Origin of the sequence: Mitsuaria sp. WAJ17, from assembly GCF_014174515.1 — a bacterium.
In the GTDB taxonomy this organism is placed as follows: Bacteria; Pseudomonadota; Gammaproteobacteria; order Burkholderiales; family Burkholderiaceae_C; genus Roseateles_B.
On record NZ_JACJUG010000015.1, the window covers coordinates 1 to 16219 of the forward strand.

A 16219-nucleotide genomic window follows, 5' to 3' on the forward strand; every position below is an offset into this window, starting at 1 on the left:
GTGCATGCGCCGGCCGCCGCCGCCGCGCCCGGCGCCCGCCCCATTGCCTCGCCCTCGGTGCGCCGCCGTGCCTGGGAGCTGGGCGTGGAGCTGGCCCAGGTGCGCGCCACAGGCACCGCCGGACGCATCACGCATGCCGATGTTGAAGGCTTTGCGGCGGCGCATCCGCAAGGCCTGCAGCCGGGCAGCGGCTCGCCCTTCGTGAACGTGGAAGGCGCAGCGGCTGTGGTCGCGCCGGTGCGACCCAGCGAACGCCACCTGGTCTCGCCCCGTGGCGACGGCATCGAGGCCAGCAAGGTCACGGGCCTGCGTCGCAAAATTGCCGAGAAAATGCAGGAGAGCAAGCGCCGCATCCCGCACTTCAGCTATGTGGAAGAGGTGGACGTCACCGAGCTGGAAGCCCTGCGTGAACGCCTCAACGCCCTGCATGGCAAGACCCGTGGCAAGCTGACGGTGCTGCCCCTGCTGGTGCGTGCCGTGTGCCGCTCGTTGCGCGACTTCCCGCAGATCAACGCCCGCTTCGACGACGAAGCCGGCGTGGTCAACCGCTATGAGGCCATGCACCTGGGCATCGCCGCCCAGACGCCCTCCGGGTTGATGGTGCCGGTGATTCGCCATGCCGAGGCCCTGGACCTCTGGTCCTGCGCGGCGGAGATCCGTCGCCTGGCCGAGGTCGCCCGCACCGGCAAGGCCACACGAGACGAGCTCAGCGGTTCCACCTTCACCATCTCCAGCCTGGGCCCCCTGGGCGGCATCGTCACCACGCCGGTGATCAACCATCCCGAGGTGGGCATCCTGGGTGTGAACCGCATCGTCGAGCGGCCCATGTTCAGGAGCGGTCAGGTGGTGGCGCGCCTGCTGATGAACCTGTCCTCGTCCTTCGACCACCGCGTAGTGGACGGGCAGGACGCGGCCGAGTTCGTCCAGTCCATTCGCGCGCAGCTGGAGGCGCCGGCGACGCTGTTCATCGACTGAGGACTCGCGCCTTCAGGAAAAAATCGGGGCGGCCCGCGCGGTCCGTGCCGAAACGGCCTGACAGTCGCCTCCAGTCAACGCCTTGGAGCAATCCAAGGCGTTTTTGCATGGGGCAATGAGTGGATGCGCTGGAGGGCCTCCTCGAATGGGCATCGCGCGCGGCGTCGTAGACGATGCATGGGCGCTCCAGTGGCGTCCCATCGCCCTGGCCCCGAGCATCACCGCTTGCGGCTCAGTGCCCGCGGCCCCGCCGGCCCGGCGTGGCTGGCGCCATGCGCAGCGCTGCGTCAGTGCGTTGGCACGGACCGCGCAGGCCGCCCTTTCCCAAGGGCGCGGGACAACACTCAGCGGCTGGCCTGCTCCACAGCCTCGGCGTAGCGGCCGTAGAAGCTCTGGTCGCGCAGGCCGGACTTGGTCAGCATCCAGGCCGCCAGTAGGTTGCCGCGCGAGAGCATGGGGCTCTTGGGCTGCAGGGCCGAGCTCAGGCAGTGGGCCGTGTGCTGGTCCTTGAGCATCTTGGTGTCGTCCTCGTCGTAGCAGGCTTCCCACTGATAGCGCAGCTTGAGCTCCTGCGGCACGGCGATGGGGCAGGGGTCGTGGCCCGGATACGCTTGCCAGGGCACTTGGGCAATGGGTCCGGGCAGGGCCAGCAGGATGCGGTTGTAGACGCGGTGGTTCAGCAGGTCCTCGTTGGGGCCGGCGAGCACCTTGGCGATGACGCGGGCGTCGAAAAAGGGCAGGGCGAAATCGAAGCCCTTCTTGTGCACGGTCTCAAAGTGTCCGATCAGGTGGCGGCGCTGGTCATTGAGCAGAAGGAAGAGGTAGGCGGCCTTGGCCGGTACGCGGTCCCAGCGACGCAATTCTGCGGCGACCTCGGCCTGCAGGCGCCGCGCCAGCTCGCGATAGCGCGGACGCAGGGCCCGAGAGGGCACGCCCCACTTGTTCTTGCGGCAAAGCAGGGACGCGGCCTCGTCATAACGGCGCTCCGTGGCCAGTTGGACGATCTGCTCATCGAGGTAGACGTGACCCAGGCCCACGCTGCCACCGTCACCCGACCAGATGCGCCGATCGAAGTTGCGGCCGCCGTCCTGGGCCTTCCAGGCGGAGATGGTCTGGATCTGCTTGCTGTCGAAGTTGTCCGGGCCCAGCGGGAACTCGAAATGCCGCGTGCCCAGGGCCTGGGCGGCCATGCGGCCGAAGGTGAGGTCCTGGGTGTCGCTGGGCGCGAAATTCAGCGTGTTGAGACGGATGCCGCTGTGGGCCAGGCTGGCGGCGATCAGTCGTGAGTCCATTCCGCCGGAGAGGAAGGCCGTCTGTTCCTGAGCCTCGCCCTGGCGATCCCGCACAGCCTGCAGGAAGGTCTCGTAGAGCTCGACTTCATACGGCTTGGCTGGATCGAGCGGGGTCAGGTCTTGCCAGTCATGGTAGGTCAGGCGGTGGGCGCCTGCGGCTGTGGCCTCGATCAGCTCGGCGCCGTAGCAGGCGCGGATGCCCAGATAGCGCGTGCGCTCGGCCAGAGGGAAGGCCATGGAGGCGATCTCCAGCACGCCCTGGGGATCGGGTTGCAGCGCGATCGCCTCGCCCATGCCCTGAAGCAGCCAGCGCGCATTGGTGAAGAAGTGGATGCCGCGGTGCTGGCCGGTGTAGAGGGTGCGTACGCCCAGCTTGTCGGTGAAGGCGTGCAGGCGCGTGTGTGCCGGGTCCAGGCGCAGGCCGCAGAAGGTGCCGTGGGACTGCTGGAGCAGGGCGCGCAGCTCGCCGCCTGCGAAGCGGGCCAGGGCTTCGGTCTGGGAGACGCGCTGGCCGTCCTGCTGCAGGATGGGCTCCCCGGCCAACAGGGCCAGGCTGCCGTCCGCCAGGCGGTGGTGCGAGACCGGCGCCCAGATGCCCAGCTCGTGCCACACGGCGAAGAGCCCGGGAGCCTCGGCGGCCTCGATGGGGGCGTTGCCCAGTTCACGGCTCAGGGCTGCGGAGGCCGCGGCCTTGAGCCGCTGAAGGTCCTCCGGCGTGCCGCCGACGGCCGCAAAGAAAATCGCCATTACGAATCCTTGTTCAAACGGGAGGCCAGCTGCGCCTGCAGCCATTGCCGGAAGGCACGGTCCAGGACGAACAGCGCCAGCACATAGCTCAGCACCCCCAGCGTGCCCGGCACCAGCAGCTGCCACAGCGGCTGCGCCGGTACGAGGCGCCCGGCGCCCATCACCACGCCCACCATGGGCAGGCAGGCCAGCAGGCCGTTGCGGAAGGTGCCCAGCACGGGTCGCAGCGGCAAGTCTAGCAAGCGGGCGCTGCGGGGGAAGTTGAGCAAAAAGACCAGGGGCACGCCAACCGTCCAGGCGGCAGCCAGGCCGTTGGCGCCCCAGAGCATGCCGCCGACGGCAAAGGCCAGGGGCATCACCAGGGCGCCAGTGAGCGTGTTCCTGAAGTCGGCACCCGCGTGGCCGGTGGCGATGAGGGCGGTGGCCAGGATGGCGCTGCACAGGCGCAGGGGCACGGCCAGCGCGATCAGCTGCAAGGCCAGCACCGCATCCGCCCATTGCTGCCCGATGACCAGCAGCACCAGGGGCTGGGCCAGCAAGGCCAGCAGGGCGCAACTGGGCAGGGAGGCCAGATTCAGCGCACGCAGGCCCCTGAGCAGCTCGGGCGGCACCGCCTGACCGCTGTTCTTGAGCTTGGCGATGGCGCTGAAGGCCACCTGGTTGACCACCTGCATGGACTTTTGCAGCGGCAGCGAAGCCAGGGTCAGCGCCACCGAATACAGGCCGAGGGCCGCCGTGCTGAGCAGCTTGGCGCCGATCAGCACGTCCACCTGGGACATGAACCACCAGGTGAAGCGGCTGGCCGTCAGGTTGCTGCCGTAGGACAGCAGGCCGCGCAGCTGCTGGAAGTCGGCATTGGGCCAGACCCGCGTATGCGACTGCAGGTGCAGCAGCAGTGTGCGCACCGCCGCGCCGACCAGGTTGCCCAGCAGCAGCGCCCAGACACCCTTGCCGGCATAGGCCAGGCCCAGGGCGCTGAGGCTGGTGGCGATGACGGCCGCGATGTCGGCATAGGCGATGGCTTTGAAGTCCATCTCCCGGCGCAGCACGGACTCTGGCACCGTGCTCAGTGCCGAGATGAGAAAGATCAGCCCGGCCGGTCGGAGCAGCTCCGCCAGCCGCGGGTCATTGAAGAAGTGCGCCAGCGGCGCGGCGCCCAGCCACAGCGCCCCATTGAGCGCGGTGGCCACCACCAGCATGGCCCCGAAGACGGCGCCGCAGGTCCGGCGGTCCAGGGTTTCGCCGCGCACCAGGGCTGAGCCGAAGCCGAACTCATTGAGGTTGGACAGCAGGGTGATGACCATCATGGTCATCGCCATCAAGCCGTAGTCGCTGGTCTGCAGCAGGCGCATCACCACGATGGTGGAGCCCCAGCTGAGCAACTGGCTCAGCAGCTTGCCGATGGCGGACCATTTCAGGCCATGGAGGAAGCGATCGCGTATCTGCATCGATGGCATCTGCGCCCGGGCTCAGGCCGGCAGGCGCGACAGCTCCTCGGCCGTGGTGTAGATGGTGAGACCACGCTGCGCGTCCTGCTCGAGGTGGCGGTAGAACTCGTCGGCGCGGATCCACCAGGAGCGCGCCGGCCCCACCTGGCCGGGATGCAGGATGCCGGCCTTCAGGTATCGGTCGTAGAAATGCTGACGCAGGTCGGCGCGGGACTTGTGGTCGATGCGCTGGCCCTGGAAGGCCGGGTCCAGCGGGCGTACCGGCACCGTGATGTCGCGCCCCTGCCAGTCCTTGCAGGGCATCTGGAAGGTCTCGCGCATGCGTACCGGCAGCGGGAAGCGCTGGTCCATGAGGTCCTCGACCAGGTGATAGAAGGTCACCGGGCCCATGCTGATGCCCAGGCCCAGGATCTTGGCCTTGTGGTGAACGCAGCGCTCCCAGGGGGACAGCCGGCCGCAGACCGAGGCTGCGAGGTGGTGCTGCCCCACGATGTCCTCGGCCAGCGGCCCCAGGGCCGAGACCGAGTGCGTCGGGTGGATGCTGCGGCGGATGCCGGGCATCTTCAGGAAGGCTGCGGGCAGGGCGCCCAGGTTGGAGCCGTGCTCGCGCGGGTCGAATACATAGCCCTGCATCTGGCAGGTGGCGTAGATGGTGCCGCCGGGCAGGTAGTAGGTGGGCACGACCAGGGTGCCGCCAGGGCTGATGGCTTCATGGATGGCCTCCAGCACCGCAGTGGGGCCGCCCTCCACATAGCCCAGGCTCTTCAGCGAGGAGTGCAGCATCACGGTGTCGCCCGGGACGATGCCCATGGCGCGCAGGCCGGCGACGATCTCCGCCTTGCTGGTGTGCGGCTGTTCGGCCTTGAGCTCGGCGCTGCGACGTCGGGCGCGCCAGGCGTTCAGCAGGCGCCGCAGGGGCGCCTTGATGCGCTCCTTGAGGTCAGGCGCGGCCATCGATGTCCTGCTCCAGCAGATTGGCGTCGATCATGAACTTGGCTGCCCAGTTGAGGTACTCCCACTGGCCGTAGTCGCCGTCCACCGGGAAGGAACCCTTGACACCGCCGCGCTGGTCTTCGGGACCGTCGATGGAGATGGCGCGGCGCACGTAGCGGTTGGCCAGCTTGGCGGCATCGCGGTACTTCTGCTGGCCGGTCAGCTCGTAGAGCATCAGCCAGCTGTGTGCGATCTGGACTTCGCCGGTCAGGCACGACCAGTCCACCGCGGCCGACCAGTCCGGCTTCAGGCGGCCGGGAATGAAGCCGTCCGGGCGCAGGGCCGTCATCAGGCCATCGGCGGTCTTGATGGCGCGACGCAGGATGTGCTCGTCCTGCGTGAAGCGGTGGGCTTCCATGAAACCGCGCAGGGCATAGCCCAGGGTGTGGGTCAGCGGCGTCGCGGGGATGTTCAGGCAGCAGTTGGCCAGCCAGCCGTTGGCCTGCTGCTGGGTGAAGGCCCACTCGACCTGGCGCAGGGCGGCCTCGGCATAGCCCCGGTCGGGCACGTGGCGGGCGGCCTCGAACAGGCCCCAGGAAACATGGGTCTCGTAAGTCTTGTCACCGCGCTCGGCGAAGGGCGTGGCGTGCTTGCGCCAGCAGCCGTCGGCGTCCAGCGAGTCACGCAGGAAGGCCGCGGCCTTGTTCATCGGGGCCAGGTAGGGCTCACCGAAGGCCCCGACGCCCGAGGCCAGGCCGATCAGGATCTGCCCGGTGTTGAAGGTGACGGGAACGCGCGGCGTGGCGTTGATCTTGCCGCCCATGAAGCCGCCCTCGGGGAACTGGATGGACACCAGCCAGTCCAGCATGCGGCGGGCGCGGTCCAGGGAGTCGGCGTCCTGGAAGCGCTGACCGCAGTCGATCATGGTGGAGACGATGTAGCCCGTGGTCTCGGGGTAGGAGACGGCCCAGCCCGACTTCAGGCTGAAATCCCGGGCGACGCCGCCATCGTGCGAGGCCGACTGGTCCTGGGCGCGCTTGAGCCACTGCAGAGCCGCCTTCACGGCCGCGTCGATGCCGGGGTCCTGAGCGGGCAGGCCGCGCGCATCCTTGGCGGCTTCGGCCTTGGCCTCGGCCGGAAGGCTGGCCTGCTCACGCCAGTTGCGGAGAACCTGTTTGGCTGCGTTCAACATGCGGTGTCACTCCCTCTTGATTCAGATGACGGCGGGATCCGCGGCCGGGCTGGCGCTGGGCGTGGCCACGGGGGCCTGAAAGTCCTGCAGCCACTGCGCGCTGAGGTTCAGCGCGGCGGCCCGGTGCTCGGGATCGGAAAAGGTATGGTCGGCCCCGTCCAGCCATTGCAGGCTGAAGCCGGGACGGCTGGCCAGCGCGGCCCAGCCGGGCTCGCGCAGGGTCTCGGAGAATTCCTGGGCCGTGAGGTCGGCCCCGGACAGCAGGCACAGCACCCGACCCTGGAAATGGGCCAGACCCTCGCGCATGCCGGCCCGGAAGTCGGTGCCGGGCTCCCCATTGGCGGCGGCACTGCGGCGCAGGCTGCCACCCAGAGCCCCTAAGGCGGTGCGCAGGCTGCTCCAGCGCACCTGGCCACTCAGCAGGCGGCGCCAGAAATCGGCGCTGGCCAGGCGGGCGGGATAGTAGTGGCGGGTGCGAGCTTGGGCCAGGCTGTGTTCGCTGCGCACCCAGGGATTGGCCAGCAGCAGACCGGCCACGCGCGCATCCCCGCGGCGGGCATGGAGCAGAGCGGCAGATGCGCCATCGCACAGGCCCCATAACAGCACGCGGTCTACCGTGGGGCAAGCCTGCTGCAGTGCCGCGATGGCGGCATCGATCTCGGGGTCCAGGTGCTCGAATCCGGGAGGAAGGCCGAGGGCGTCGCCCATGCCGCGATGGTCGAATCGCAGGACGGCCGCGCCATGCCCGGCCATTTGGCGGGCCAGGCTGACGAAGAAGCGATGTGCGCCGATGCGGTATTGCGGGCCGCCCACCACCACGATCACGCCCAGACGGGGCCGGCCGGCCGGCGGCAGGCTGAGGATGCCGGGCAGGCTCAGGCCTTCGCAGCTCACCGGGCAGACCTGCTCGATCACACTGGTGTGGCCGCTCATGCGAAGGACTCCTCGGCACACAGGGCGCGCAGACTGCCCTCGACCAGGCCGTGACTGAGGGCGGGCACCTGGCTGGCCCAGAACTGCGGGCCCTGCACGCAGAGGGTGCTGGGCTGGTAGCCGGCCGCGCGCCAGGCCTCGATGTGCTGGCGGCTGGCGGGCCCGAGGGTCTGGGTGGCAGCGCTGGCCATCTCGCCCCAGACCAGGCGCGCGCCGGCCACGCCGCCGGGCGGCTTGAGCTGCGTCGCGGCCAGGGGCAGGGCCAGTTCGGGGCGGACCACATAGCCCGCGGCATGAAGGGCCTGGCCCTCCTGCAAGGCCTGGCGCATGGCGGCGGTGTCGGCATAGCTGCGCACGCCACGTCCCATGTCGGAGGCCAGCCGCAGGCGCAGGAACTGCTGCAGCACCTGCTCGCCGCTGGGCTGGGGCTGCCACAGCAGCCAGTGGCAGGCCAGTTGGCGGCGGTGGGCGAAGTCGCTGGCCAGCAGGGCGCCGCTGCGCAGGCTCCACAGCCACAGGGGGCTGTCCGGCTCGCCTTCCTGGCGCAGGCGGTCCAGGGCCAGGTCGAGATCCTCCAGCCAGGTCTGCCAGCGGGCCTCACCGTGCTCGCCGGCGCTGTCCCCGCAGCCGAAGAGATCGGGCCAAAGCACGGTAAAGCCAGCCTGACGCAGGGAGTAGGCGCCCAGGGCCAGCATGCACCGGCTGCGGTTGAGTTCCTCCAGCCAAGGCGGGACCAGCAGCACCAGGCCGCGTCCGGGCGTGCCGGGCGCGGGCTTGAACAGGTTCACATAGCGCAGGCTGCCATCGCGGCTTTCCAGGAAGAAGGCTGTGGCGGCGTCCATGGCTTGCTGATGCGGAGGGTTCAGGCCGCCAGCTTGGCTTCGACGAAGCGGGTCAGGGCGCCCACGGTCGAGAAGGTCTGGCCATCGATCTCGTCGTCGCCGATGCTGATGCCCAGCTGTTCCTCCAGTGCGGTGATCAGGCTCACCACGGCCATGGAGTCCAGTTCGGCCAGGGCGCCCAGCAGGGGCGTCTGCGCATCGAACTGCGCGGCGCGGCCCTGGAGGCCGAGCGTTTCGTCGAGGAGGCGGAGCACGTGCGAAGCTGGAGACATGGGACGACCGGAAAAGGAAAAAGGGCGCCCGGGGAAGACCGGGCGCCAGGGAAGGCGGCCGAATCTTACCCGGGGGCGCCCTCCAGTTCCCGGGGGGCGGGCCCCCTCATCCCAAGGGAGGTGACCCTGGCGAGTGCCTCGCCGCAGACCCTTGGTCGGCCGACGGACTCGGGGACAATCGCCGCATCATGCAAGAGACCGTCGCCCCAGTCCTCGCCCCAGTCTTCGCCCTCAGCCCCGGCCAGCCGGGCTTCCCGGCGCCGCGGCTGCTCGCCGACCTGGTCCACCAGCAGGCGCGCTGCCGGCCTGCAGCGCTGGCCTTGGGAGGGGATGGTGGCGCCCTGGACTACGGCGGCCTGTCACAACAGTTACACCTGATGGGCGGCTGGCTGGCCGCGCGGGGCGTGTCGCGCGGGGAGCGGGTGGCGGTCTACCTGGACAAGCGCCAGGAATTCGTCATCGCCTGCTTCGGTGCCGGCGCGGTGGGTGGGGTGTTCGTGCCGGTCAATCCGGTGCTGAAGGCGGAGCAGGTCGTTCACATCCTGCGGGATTGTGACGTGCGCGTGCTGGTCACGGCCGGTGCGCGCCTGCAGTCCCTGGTCGAGGTGCTGCCGGACTGCCCGGCCCTGCGCGAGGTCCTGCTGGTGGACGCGCGGCCCGACGCGCTGGCCCTGCCGCCCGCGCTGCGCCTGCACGACTGGACGGAGCTGCACGATGCGCGCCCGCAGGAGGCCGCAGCGCCCGTGCTGGACAGCGACATGGCTGCCATCCTCTACACCTCCGGCAGCACGGGCAAGCCCAAGGGCGTGGTGCTGTCCCACCGCAACCTGGTGCTGGGCGCGCAGAGCGTGGCGCAGTACCTGGGCAACCATGCGGACGATGTGCTGCTGGCGGCGCTGCCCCTGTCTTTCGACGCAGGCTTCAGCCAGCTGAGCACCGGCTTCCTGGTCGGCGCCAAGGTGGTGCTGCTGAACTACCTGATGCCGCGCGATGTGCTCAAGGCCCTGGATCGCGAGGGCATCACCGGCCTGACCGCCGTGCCGCCGCTGTACATCCAGCTGACCCAACTGGCCTGGCCCGAAGGCGCCGGCCGCAGCCTGCGCTACTTCGCCAACACCGGCGGCCGCATGCCGCGGGAGACCCTGGACCGCCTGCGCGAGCGCCTGCCGCAGGCCGCGCCCTTCCTGATGTACGGGCTCACCGAGGCCTTTCGCTCGACCTACCTGCCGCCGTCCGAGGTGGACCGCCGGCCGGATTCCATCGGCCGCGCCATCCCCAATGCCGAGATCCTGGTGCTGCGGGAGGATGGCAGCCTTTGCGAGGCCGACGAGCCCGGGGAGCTGGTGCACCGCGGCCCGCTGGTGGGCCTGGGCTACTGGAACGACGCCGAGAAGACGGCCGAGCGCTACAAGCCCCTGCCTGCGGGCGTCGGAGGCCGCGAGGCGGGCCTGCAGCTGCCGGAGTACGCCGTGTTCTCGGGCGACACCGTACGGCGCGATGCCGAAGGCTTCCTCTACTTCATTGGCCGGCGCGACGAGATGATCAAGACCTCGGGCTACCGCGTCAGCCCCGTGGAAGTGGAGGAACTGCTGTACCGATCCGGGCTGGTGGGCGAATGCGCAGCCTACGGGATGCCGCATGAGCAGTTGGGGCAGTGCATCGAGGTGGTGTTCTGCCCGCCTGAGGGCACCGAGGCCGACCCGGCCGCGCTGCAGGCCTTTTGTAGAAAGCACATGCCGGCATACATGCTGCCCTCGCGCCTGCTGGCCGCGAGCGGCCCGCTGCCGCGCAATCCCAATGGCAAGATCGATCGCAAGCGCCTGCAGCAGCAGGCCCTGGCGGCCGAGGACTGATCGCGTCGCTCCCTTCCTCTCCTCCCCATCGCCTCCAATGGACACCACCTCCGCTGCTCCTCCCGCCCGCGCCCTGCCAATGCATGCGCCGATGCGCCAGTTTCCGGCAAAGGGCGCTGACCTCATCGTCGGCGGGCAGTCCCTGCGCGAGCTAGCGGCGGCGCTCGGGCAGACGCCGTTCTACGTCTACGAGCGAGCCCTGCTGGCGCAGCGCGTGGCCGAGCTGCGCGCCGCGCTGCCCACGGGCATCCACATCCACTACGCGATGAAGGCCAACCCGCTGCCGGCTCTGGTGGGTTGCATGGTGGGCCTGGTGGATGGCATCGACGTGGCCTCCGCCGGCGAGATGCATCTGGCGCTGGCACAGGGCGCTGATCCTCGGTGCATGAGCTTCGCCGGGCCGGGCAAGCGGGCTCAGGAGCTGCATGCCGCGGTGGAGGCGGGTGTGCTGGTTAATGTGGAGTCCTTCCGCGAGCTGCCCCTGCTCGCGCAGGCCTCGCAGGACCTGGGCCGGGCGGCCCGCGTGGCCGTGCGCGTGAATCCCGACTTCGAGCTCAAGGGCTCGGGCATGCGCATGGGCGGCGGGCCCAAGCAGTTCGGCGTGGACGCCGAGGAGGTGCCGCGCCTGCTGGCCGAGATCGGCCGCCTGGGCCTGCAGTTCGAGGGCTTTCATCTCTTCGCGGGCTCGCAGAACCTGCGCGCCGAGGCGATCTGCGAAGCTCAGCGGCTGAGCTACGAGCTGGCCCTGCGTCTGTCTGCTCATGCGCCCGCACCGGTGCGCCACCTGAACCTGGGCGGCGGCTTCGGCATTCCCTATTTCCCCGGCGAGCAGCCGCTGGACCTGGGCCCTGTGGCCGCCAGGCTGGCCGAGCTGCAGGGCAGGGCAGGGCGCGAAATGCCCGAGGCGCATCTGGTGCTTGAACTGGGGCGCTACCTGGTGGGCGAGGCGGGACTCTATGTGGCCCGTGTGCTGGACCGCAAGGTCTCGCGGGGTCAGGTCTTTCTCGTGACCGACGGCGGCCTGCATCACCACCTGGCGGCCTCCGGCAACTTCGGGCAGGTGATACGCAAGAACTACCCGGTGGCCATCGGCAACCGCATGGACGAACCGGCCACCGAATCCGTCCATGTGGTGGGGCCCCTGTGCACGCCGCTGGACCTGCTGGCCGAGCGCATGATGCTGCCGGCGGCGCAGGAGGGGGACCTGGTGGTGGTCTACCAATCGGGCGCCTACGGGGCCAGCGCGAGCCCGCAGGGCTTTCTGGGGCATCCGGGTTGCCTGGAGGTGCTGGTCTGAGCTGCTGCCGGACGGCTCGTGTTGGGGCTCGCGTGGGGCCTTGCACCTGCTGAGCCAGGCATCCGCTGAGCCAGAAATGAAAACGGGCCCCGACTGTTGTCTGGGGCCCGTTTCTATCGAATGGGTGGCGGAGAGAGCGGGATTCGAACCCGCGGTGGGCTGTTAACCCACACACGCTTTCCAGGCGTGCGACTTAAACCACTCATCCATCTCTCCGAAGCCCGCCATCATAGCGTAGTTTTTTGGCGCTCCAGGAAAGTTCAGCAAATTTTTGAAGAATTTCTCTGGAGGCTGTCTGGAGGACCCTTGGCGAGGGCGCCCGGCCGGCCGGTGGCCGGGCCGGGGCGCCTGCCGCATCAGGCCTTGGCGCCCTTGATCAGGGCCATGGCCGTGCCGATCAGGCCGGAGACCTCGCTCATGTTGTTGGGCACGATCATGGTGTTGTTCTTCTGGGCCAGCTGGGCGTAGGCCTCGACGGCCTTCTCGGCGACCTTCAGCTGCACGGCCTGCTCGCCGCCGGGCGACTGGATGGCCGCGGCGATCTGGCGGATGGCCTCGGCGCTGGCACCGGCCACGGCCAGGATGGCGGCGGCCTCGCCCTCGGCCTTGTTGATCTCGGCCTGCTTCTCGCCCTCGGAGCGGGCGATGGAGGCCTCGCGCTCGCCGGTGGCGATGTTGATCTGCTCCTGGCGGCGGCCCTCGGAGGCGGCGATCAGGGCGCGCTTGTCACGTTCGGCCGTGATCTGGGCCTGCATGGCGCGCAGGATCTCGGCGGGCGGGGTCAGGTCCTTGATCTCGTAGCGCAGCACCTTGACGCCCCAGTTGAGCGCGGCCTCGTCAAGAGCCTGCACCACAGCGCTGTTGATGATCTCGCGCTCCTCGAAGGTCTTGTCCAGCTCCATGCGGCCAATCACCGAGCGCAGGGTGGTCTGGGCCAACTGGGTGATGGCGATGATGTAGTTGCTGGAGCCGTAGCTCGCACGCATGGGGTCGGTGACCTGGAAGTACAGGATGCCGTCCACCGTCAGCTGGGTGTTGTCCTTGGTGATGCAGATCTGGCTGGGTACGTCCAGCGGGATCTCCTTCAGCGAGTGGCGGTAGGCCAGGCGGTCCACGAAGGGCACCAGGAAGCTCAGACCCGGGGTGAGGGTGGCGTGGTACTTGCCCAGGCGCTCGACCACCCAGGCGTTCTGCTGCGGCACGACCTTGACGGACTGGATAACGAAAATGGCTGCGGCGATGAGGATCACCAGCGCGATGAGTTCCATGAATCCTCCTTGGGTTTCTTGACGAATGGATCGGGGCAGGGCAGGGGTTCAGGCGTCCAGCAGCAGCGTGCTGCCATCGACGCCGCGGATGGTATGCATGCCGGACTGCGGCGTGGCGCTGCCGGTGTAGCGGGCCTGCCAGTTGGTGCCGCGGTAGCGCACGGTGGCATGGCCTCCGGGCTGCCAGGCATCCACCTGCACTTGCTGGCCGATGTCCAGCAGCACGTCCGGGTTGTGGCTCGCCGTGGCTTGCGGCTCATGGCTGCGGAGGGCCAACTGGCGACGGTGCCACAGCGTGACGGCCAGGCCGCCGATGAGGGCGGCGGTGAGCATCTGCCCTACGCTGGCCAGGCCGGCATGGGCCGAAAGGGCTGCGCAGGCCGTGCCAATGGCCAGCATCAGCAGGTAGAAGGTGCCTGTGTAGAGTTCCGTGGCGACCAGGATGCCGGTGGCAATCCACCACCAGGTCGAAGCGTTGAATCCCATCTCGTCCTCCTTTATTTCATGATGTGAACTGAGTGTATCGCCCGGCTTTTGCCGGCTTGCCGTTCTGTTTGTGCGACAAAGCGAAATTGGATCTTGCGCTGTCAGCTCCTAGCCCTACACTTCGCGCCTTTGATTTTTCGCCCGTGTTCCCGGAGGGCCCTGAAATGCTGCGTTTTCGTTTCCCCATCGTCATCATCGACGAGGACTACCGCTCCGAGAACACCTCGGGTCTGGGCATCCGTGCCCTCGCCGACGCCATCCAGAAGGAGGGCTTCGAGGTGCTGGGCGTGACCAGCTATGGCGACCTCTCGCAGTTCGCCCAGCAGCAGAGCCGGGCCAGCGCCTTCATTCTCTCGATCGACGATGAAGAGTTCACCCCCGGTCCCGAGCTGGACCCGGCGGTGCTGAACCTGCGCAAGTTCATCGAGGAGATCCGTTTCAAGAACGCGGACATCCCCATCTACGTCTACGGCGAGACCCGCACCTCGCAGCACCTGCCCAATGACGTGCTGCGCGAGTTGCATGGCTTCATTCACATGTTCGAGGACACGCCGGAGTTCGTGGCACGTCACATCATCCGCGAGGCCAAGAGCTACCTGGACGGCCTGGCGCCCCCCTTCTTCAAGGCGCTGATGGACTACGCCCAGGACGGCTCCTACTCCTGGCACTGCCCGGGCCACTCCGGTGGCGTGGCCTTCCTGAAGAGCCCCGTGGGTCAGATGTTCCACCAGTTCTTCGGCGAGAACATGCTGCGCGCCGACGTCTGCAATGCCGTGGAGGAGCTGGGCCAGCTGCTGGATCACACGGGCCCGGTGGCGGAGTCTGAGAAGAATGCTGCGCGCATCTTCAATGCCGACCACTGCTTCTTCGTCACCAACGGCACGTCCACGTCCAACAAGATGGTCTGGCACCACACGGTGGCCCCGGGCGATGTGGTGGTGGTGGACCGCAACTGCCACAAGAGCATCCTGCACAGCATCATCATGACCGGCGCCGTGCCGGTCTTCATGACGCCCACGCGCAACCACTACGGCATCATCGGACCCATCCCCGAGAGCGAGTTCGCGCCGGAGAACATCCGCAAGAAGATCGCCAAGAACCCGCTGCTCAAGGGGGTGGACGCCAAGAAGGTCAAGCCGCGCATCATGACGCTGACCCAGAGCACCTACGACGGCGTGCTCTACAACACCGAGACTATCAAGCAGAAGCTGGACGGCTGGATCGACACCCTGCACTTCGACGAAGCCTGGCTGCCGCATGCAGCCTTCCATACCTTCTACGGCTCCTACCATGCCATGGGCAAGAACCGCGCACGCCCGAAGGAGGCCATGGTCTACGCCACGCAGTCCACGCACAAGCTGCTGGCGGGCATCAGCCAGGCCTCGCAGGTGCTTGTGCAGGATGCGCAGAACGTCAAGCTGGACAAGCACCTGTTCAACGAGGCGTACCTGATGCACACCTCGACCAGTCCGCAGTACTCCATCATTGCCAGCTGCGATGTCGCGGCCGCCATGATGGATGCACCAGGCGGCCCGGCCCTGGTGGAGGAAAGCATCGCCGAGGCCCTGGACTTCCGCCGCGCCATGCGCAAGGTGGAGGCTGACTACGGCAAGGACTGGTGGTTCAAGGTCTGGGGGCCGGACAAGCTCGTCGATGAGGGCATCGGCAAGCCCGCGGACTGGATGCTCAAGGCCAACCAGAAGTGGCACGGTTTCGGCAACCTGGCCTCTGGCTTCAACATGCTGGATCCGATCAAGTCCACGGTGATCACGCCGGGGCTGGACATGAGCGGCAAGTTTGCCAAGACCGGCATTCCCGCCAGCATCGTCACCAAGTTTCTGGCCGAGCACGGCGTGGTGGTGGAGAAGACGGGCCTGTACTCCTTCTTCATCCTGTTCACCATCGGCATCACCAAGGGCCGCTGGAACACGTTGCTGACCGCGCTGCAGCAGTTCAAGGACGACTACGACCGCAACGCGCCGCTGTGGCGCATCATGCCGGAGTTCTGCGCTGCCCAGCCGCGCTACGAGCGCATGGGCCTGCGCGACCTTTGCCAGAGCATCCACGAGGCTTATGCCCAGGGCGACATCGCGCGCCTGACGACCGAGGTCTACCTCTCGGACCTTGAGCCGGCCATGAAGCCCAGTGACGCCTACGCGCACATCGCGCATCGCCGCACCGAGCGCGTCGGCATCGACAAGCTGGAAGGCCGCGTCACGACCTCCCTGCTGACGCCGTACCCGCCCGGCATCCCGCTGCTGATCCCGGGTGAGCGCTTCAACAAGAAGATCGTGGACTACCTGAAGTTCACCCGCGAGTTCAACGTTAAGTTCCCTGGCTTTGCCACTGATGTGCACGGCCTGGTTGAGGAGAAGGACGAGAACGGCAAGTCGCACTACTTCGTCGATTGTGTCAAGGGATGACCCCCCCCCCCCCCCCCTACCGGCTTCGCCGGCCCCCCAGGGGGGGCGAGCTTGAGGGCCCGGCGTGAGCCGGATCCCCAAGCTCCGTGACTGAAAAACAAAACGGGACTCGATGGTCCCGTTTTGTTTTGTCTGCGTGTAGCTTGCTGCGCTGGTGGCCTGCCCCGGGTCTCGGTCGAGTTCCCTTTGTCGAGCCCGAAGCGCGTGTCCGGAAAAACAAAACGGGACCCGAACTTGGGTCCCGTTTTGTTTCCTCAG

Annotated in this window: 13 protein-coding genes and 1 tRNA gene; 4 read left to right on the forward strand and 10 right to left on the reverse strand. The window is 68.1% G+C overall.

The annotated features are described in order from the left end of the window. The coding region (locus H5407_RS13485) for a dihydrolipoamide acetyltransferase family protein (protein ID WP_183104975.1) at window positions 1-975 on the forward strand (975 nt) is incomplete at its 5' end. A gap of 344 nt (window positions 976-1319) precedes the next feature. On the opposite strand, the gene H5407_RS13490 is transcribed toward H5407_RS13485, so the two are convergent. Genes H5407_RS13490 through H5407_RS13520 form a run of 7 tightly spaced genes read right to left on the reverse strand, consistent with a single transcriptional unit; the run spans window position 1320 to window position 8616 of the window. Next, on the reverse strand, window positions 1320-3014 hold the full coding sequence (locus H5407_RS13490; protein ID WP_183104976.1) for an asparagine synthase-related protein: 1695 nt from the start codon (window positions 3012-3014) through the stop codon (window positions 1320-1322). After that, on the reverse strand, window positions 3014-4462 hold the full coding sequence (locus tag H5407_RS13495) for a lipopolysaccharide biosynthesis protein (protein WP_183104977.1): 1449 nt from the start codon (window positions 4460-4462) through the stop codon (window positions 3014-3016). Before H5407_RS13495 ends, H5407_RS13490 begins: the two co-directional genes overlap by 1 nt. Before the next feature lie 21 nt (window positions 4463-4483). Beyond that, the gene (locus H5407_RS13500; protein ID WP_183104978.1) at window positions 4484-5416 is read right to left on the reverse strand and encodes an AAC(3) family N-acetyltransferase; all 933 of its coding nucleotides are present in this window, start codon (window positions 5414-5416) and stop codon (window positions 4484-4486) included. Next, window positions 5403-6587, reverse strand: a complete 1185-nt coding sequence (locus H5407_RS13505; RefSeq protein WP_183104979.1) for a hypothetical protein — start codon at window positions 6585-6587, stop codon at window positions 5403-5405. Before H5407_RS13505 ends, H5407_RS13500 begins: the two co-directional genes overlap by 14 nt. 21 nt (window positions 6588-6608) lie before the next feature. Next, a complete protein-coding gene (locus H5407_RS13510) occupies window positions 6609-7520 on the reverse strand; it encodes a hydrolase 1, exosortase A system-associated (RefSeq protein ID WP_183104980.1) in 912 nt (303 codons plus the stop codon). Further along, window positions 7517-8362 carry a hydrolase 2, exosortase A system-associated gene (locus tag H5407_RS13515; protein ID WP_183104981.1) on the reverse strand — a complete coding sequence of 282 codons (846 nt, stop codon included), beginning with the start codon at window positions 8360-8362 and terminating at the stop codon, window positions 7517-7519. The genes H5407_RS13510 and H5407_RS13515 overlap by 4 nt, the downstream gene beginning before the upstream one ends. 20 nt (window positions 8363-8382) lie before the next feature. Continuing rightward, entirely contained in the window at window positions 8383-8616 is a 234-nt protein-coding gene (locus tag H5407_RS13520; RefSeq protein WP_404935632.1) for an acyl carrier protein, read from the reverse strand. A 206-nt stretch (window positions 8617-8822) separates the two neighbouring features. Here H5407_RS13520 and H5407_RS13525 point away from each other — a divergent pair, with 206 nt between their 5' ends. Then, the gene (locus H5407_RS13525) at window positions 8823-10487 is read left to right on the forward strand and encodes an acyl-CoA ligase (AMP-forming), exosortase A system-associated (protein ID WP_183104983.1); all 1665 of its coding nucleotides are present in this window, start codon (window positions 8823-8825) and stop codon (window positions 10485-10487) included. A 91-nt stretch (window positions 10488-10578) separates the two neighbouring features. Then, entirely contained in the window at window positions 10579-11784 is a 1206-nt protein-coding gene (locus H5407_RS13530; RefSeq protein ID WP_183104984.1) for a pyridoxal-dependent decarboxylase, exosortase A system-associated, read from the forward strand. A gap of 125 nt (window positions 11785-11909) precedes the next feature. Here H5407_RS13530 and H5407_RS13535 read toward each other — a convergent pair. The 3 genes from H5407_RS13535 to H5407_RS13545 form a co-directional block, all read right to left on the reverse strand. Beyond that, window positions 11910-12000: transfer RNA gene (locus tag H5407_RS13535), tRNA-Ser, on the reverse strand. 140 nt (window positions 12001-12140) lie between these two features. Then, the gene (locus tag H5407_RS13540) at window positions 12141-13052 is read right to left on the reverse strand and encodes an SPFH domain-containing protein (protein ID WP_183104985.1); all 912 of its coding nucleotides are present in this window, start codon (window positions 13050-13052) and stop codon (window positions 12141-12143) included. 48 nt (window positions 13053-13100) lie between these two features. Further along, window positions 13101-13538: an NfeD family protein gene (locus H5407_RS13545; RefSeq protein ID WP_183104986.1), complete on the reverse strand. Its 438-nt coding sequence runs from the start codon at window positions 13536-13538 to the stop codon at window positions 13101-13103. 164 nt (window positions 13539-13702) lie between these two features. Here H5407_RS13545 and H5407_RS13550 point away from each other — a divergent pair, with 164 nt between their 5' ends. Beyond that, window positions 13703-15961: an arginine/lysine/ornithine decarboxylase gene (locus H5407_RS13550; protein WP_183104987.1), complete on the forward strand. Its 2259-nt coding sequence runs from the start codon at window positions 13703-13705 to the stop codon at window positions 15959-15961. Window positions 15962-16219: the final 258 nt, after the last annotated feature.

Coding starts and splice junctions, on each gene's coding strand:
- H5407_RS13545 (WP_183104986.1), bottom strand. CDS start 13,538: ATGGGATTCAACGCTTCGACCTGGTGGTGGATTGCCACCGGCATCCTG.
- H5407_RS13500 (WP_183104978.1), bottom strand. CDS start 5,416: ATGGCCGCGCCTGACCTCAAGGAGCGCATCAAGGCGCCCCTGCGGCGC.
- H5407_RS13505 (WP_183104979.1), bottom strand. CDS start 6,587: ATGTTGAACGCAGCCAAACAGGTTCTCCGCAACTGGCGTGAGCAGGCC.
- H5407_RS13530 (WP_183104984.1), top strand. CDS start 10,579: ATGCGCCAGTTTCCGGCAAAGGGCGCTGACCTCATCGTCGGCGGGCAG.
- H5407_RS13540 (WP_183104985.1), bottom strand. CDS start 13,052: ATGGAACTCATCGCGCTGGTGATCCTCATCGCCGCAGCCATTTTCGTT.
- H5407_RS13510 (WP_183104980.1), bottom strand. CDS start 7,520: ATGAGCGGCCACACCAGTGTGATCGAGCAGGTCTGCCCGGTGAGCTGC.
- H5407_RS13550 (WP_183104987.1), top strand. CDS start 13,703: ATGCTGCGTTTTCGTTTCCCCATCGTCATCATCGACGAGGACTACCGC.
- H5407_RS13495 (WP_183104977.1), bottom strand. CDS start 4,462: ATGCAGATACGCGATCGCTTCCTCCATGGCCTGAAATGGTCCGCCATC.
- H5407_RS13490 (WP_183104976.1), bottom strand. CDS start 3,014: ATGGCGATTTTCTTTGCGGCCGTCGGCGGCACGCCGGAGGACCTTCAG.
- H5407_RS13525 (WP_183104983.1), top strand. CDS start 8,823: ATGCAAGAGACCGTCGCCCCAGTCCTCGCCCCAGTCTTCGCCCTCAGC.
- H5407_RS13515 (WP_183104981.1), bottom strand. CDS start 8,362: ATGGACGCCGCCACAGCCTTCTTCCTGGAAAGCCGCGATGGCAGCCTG.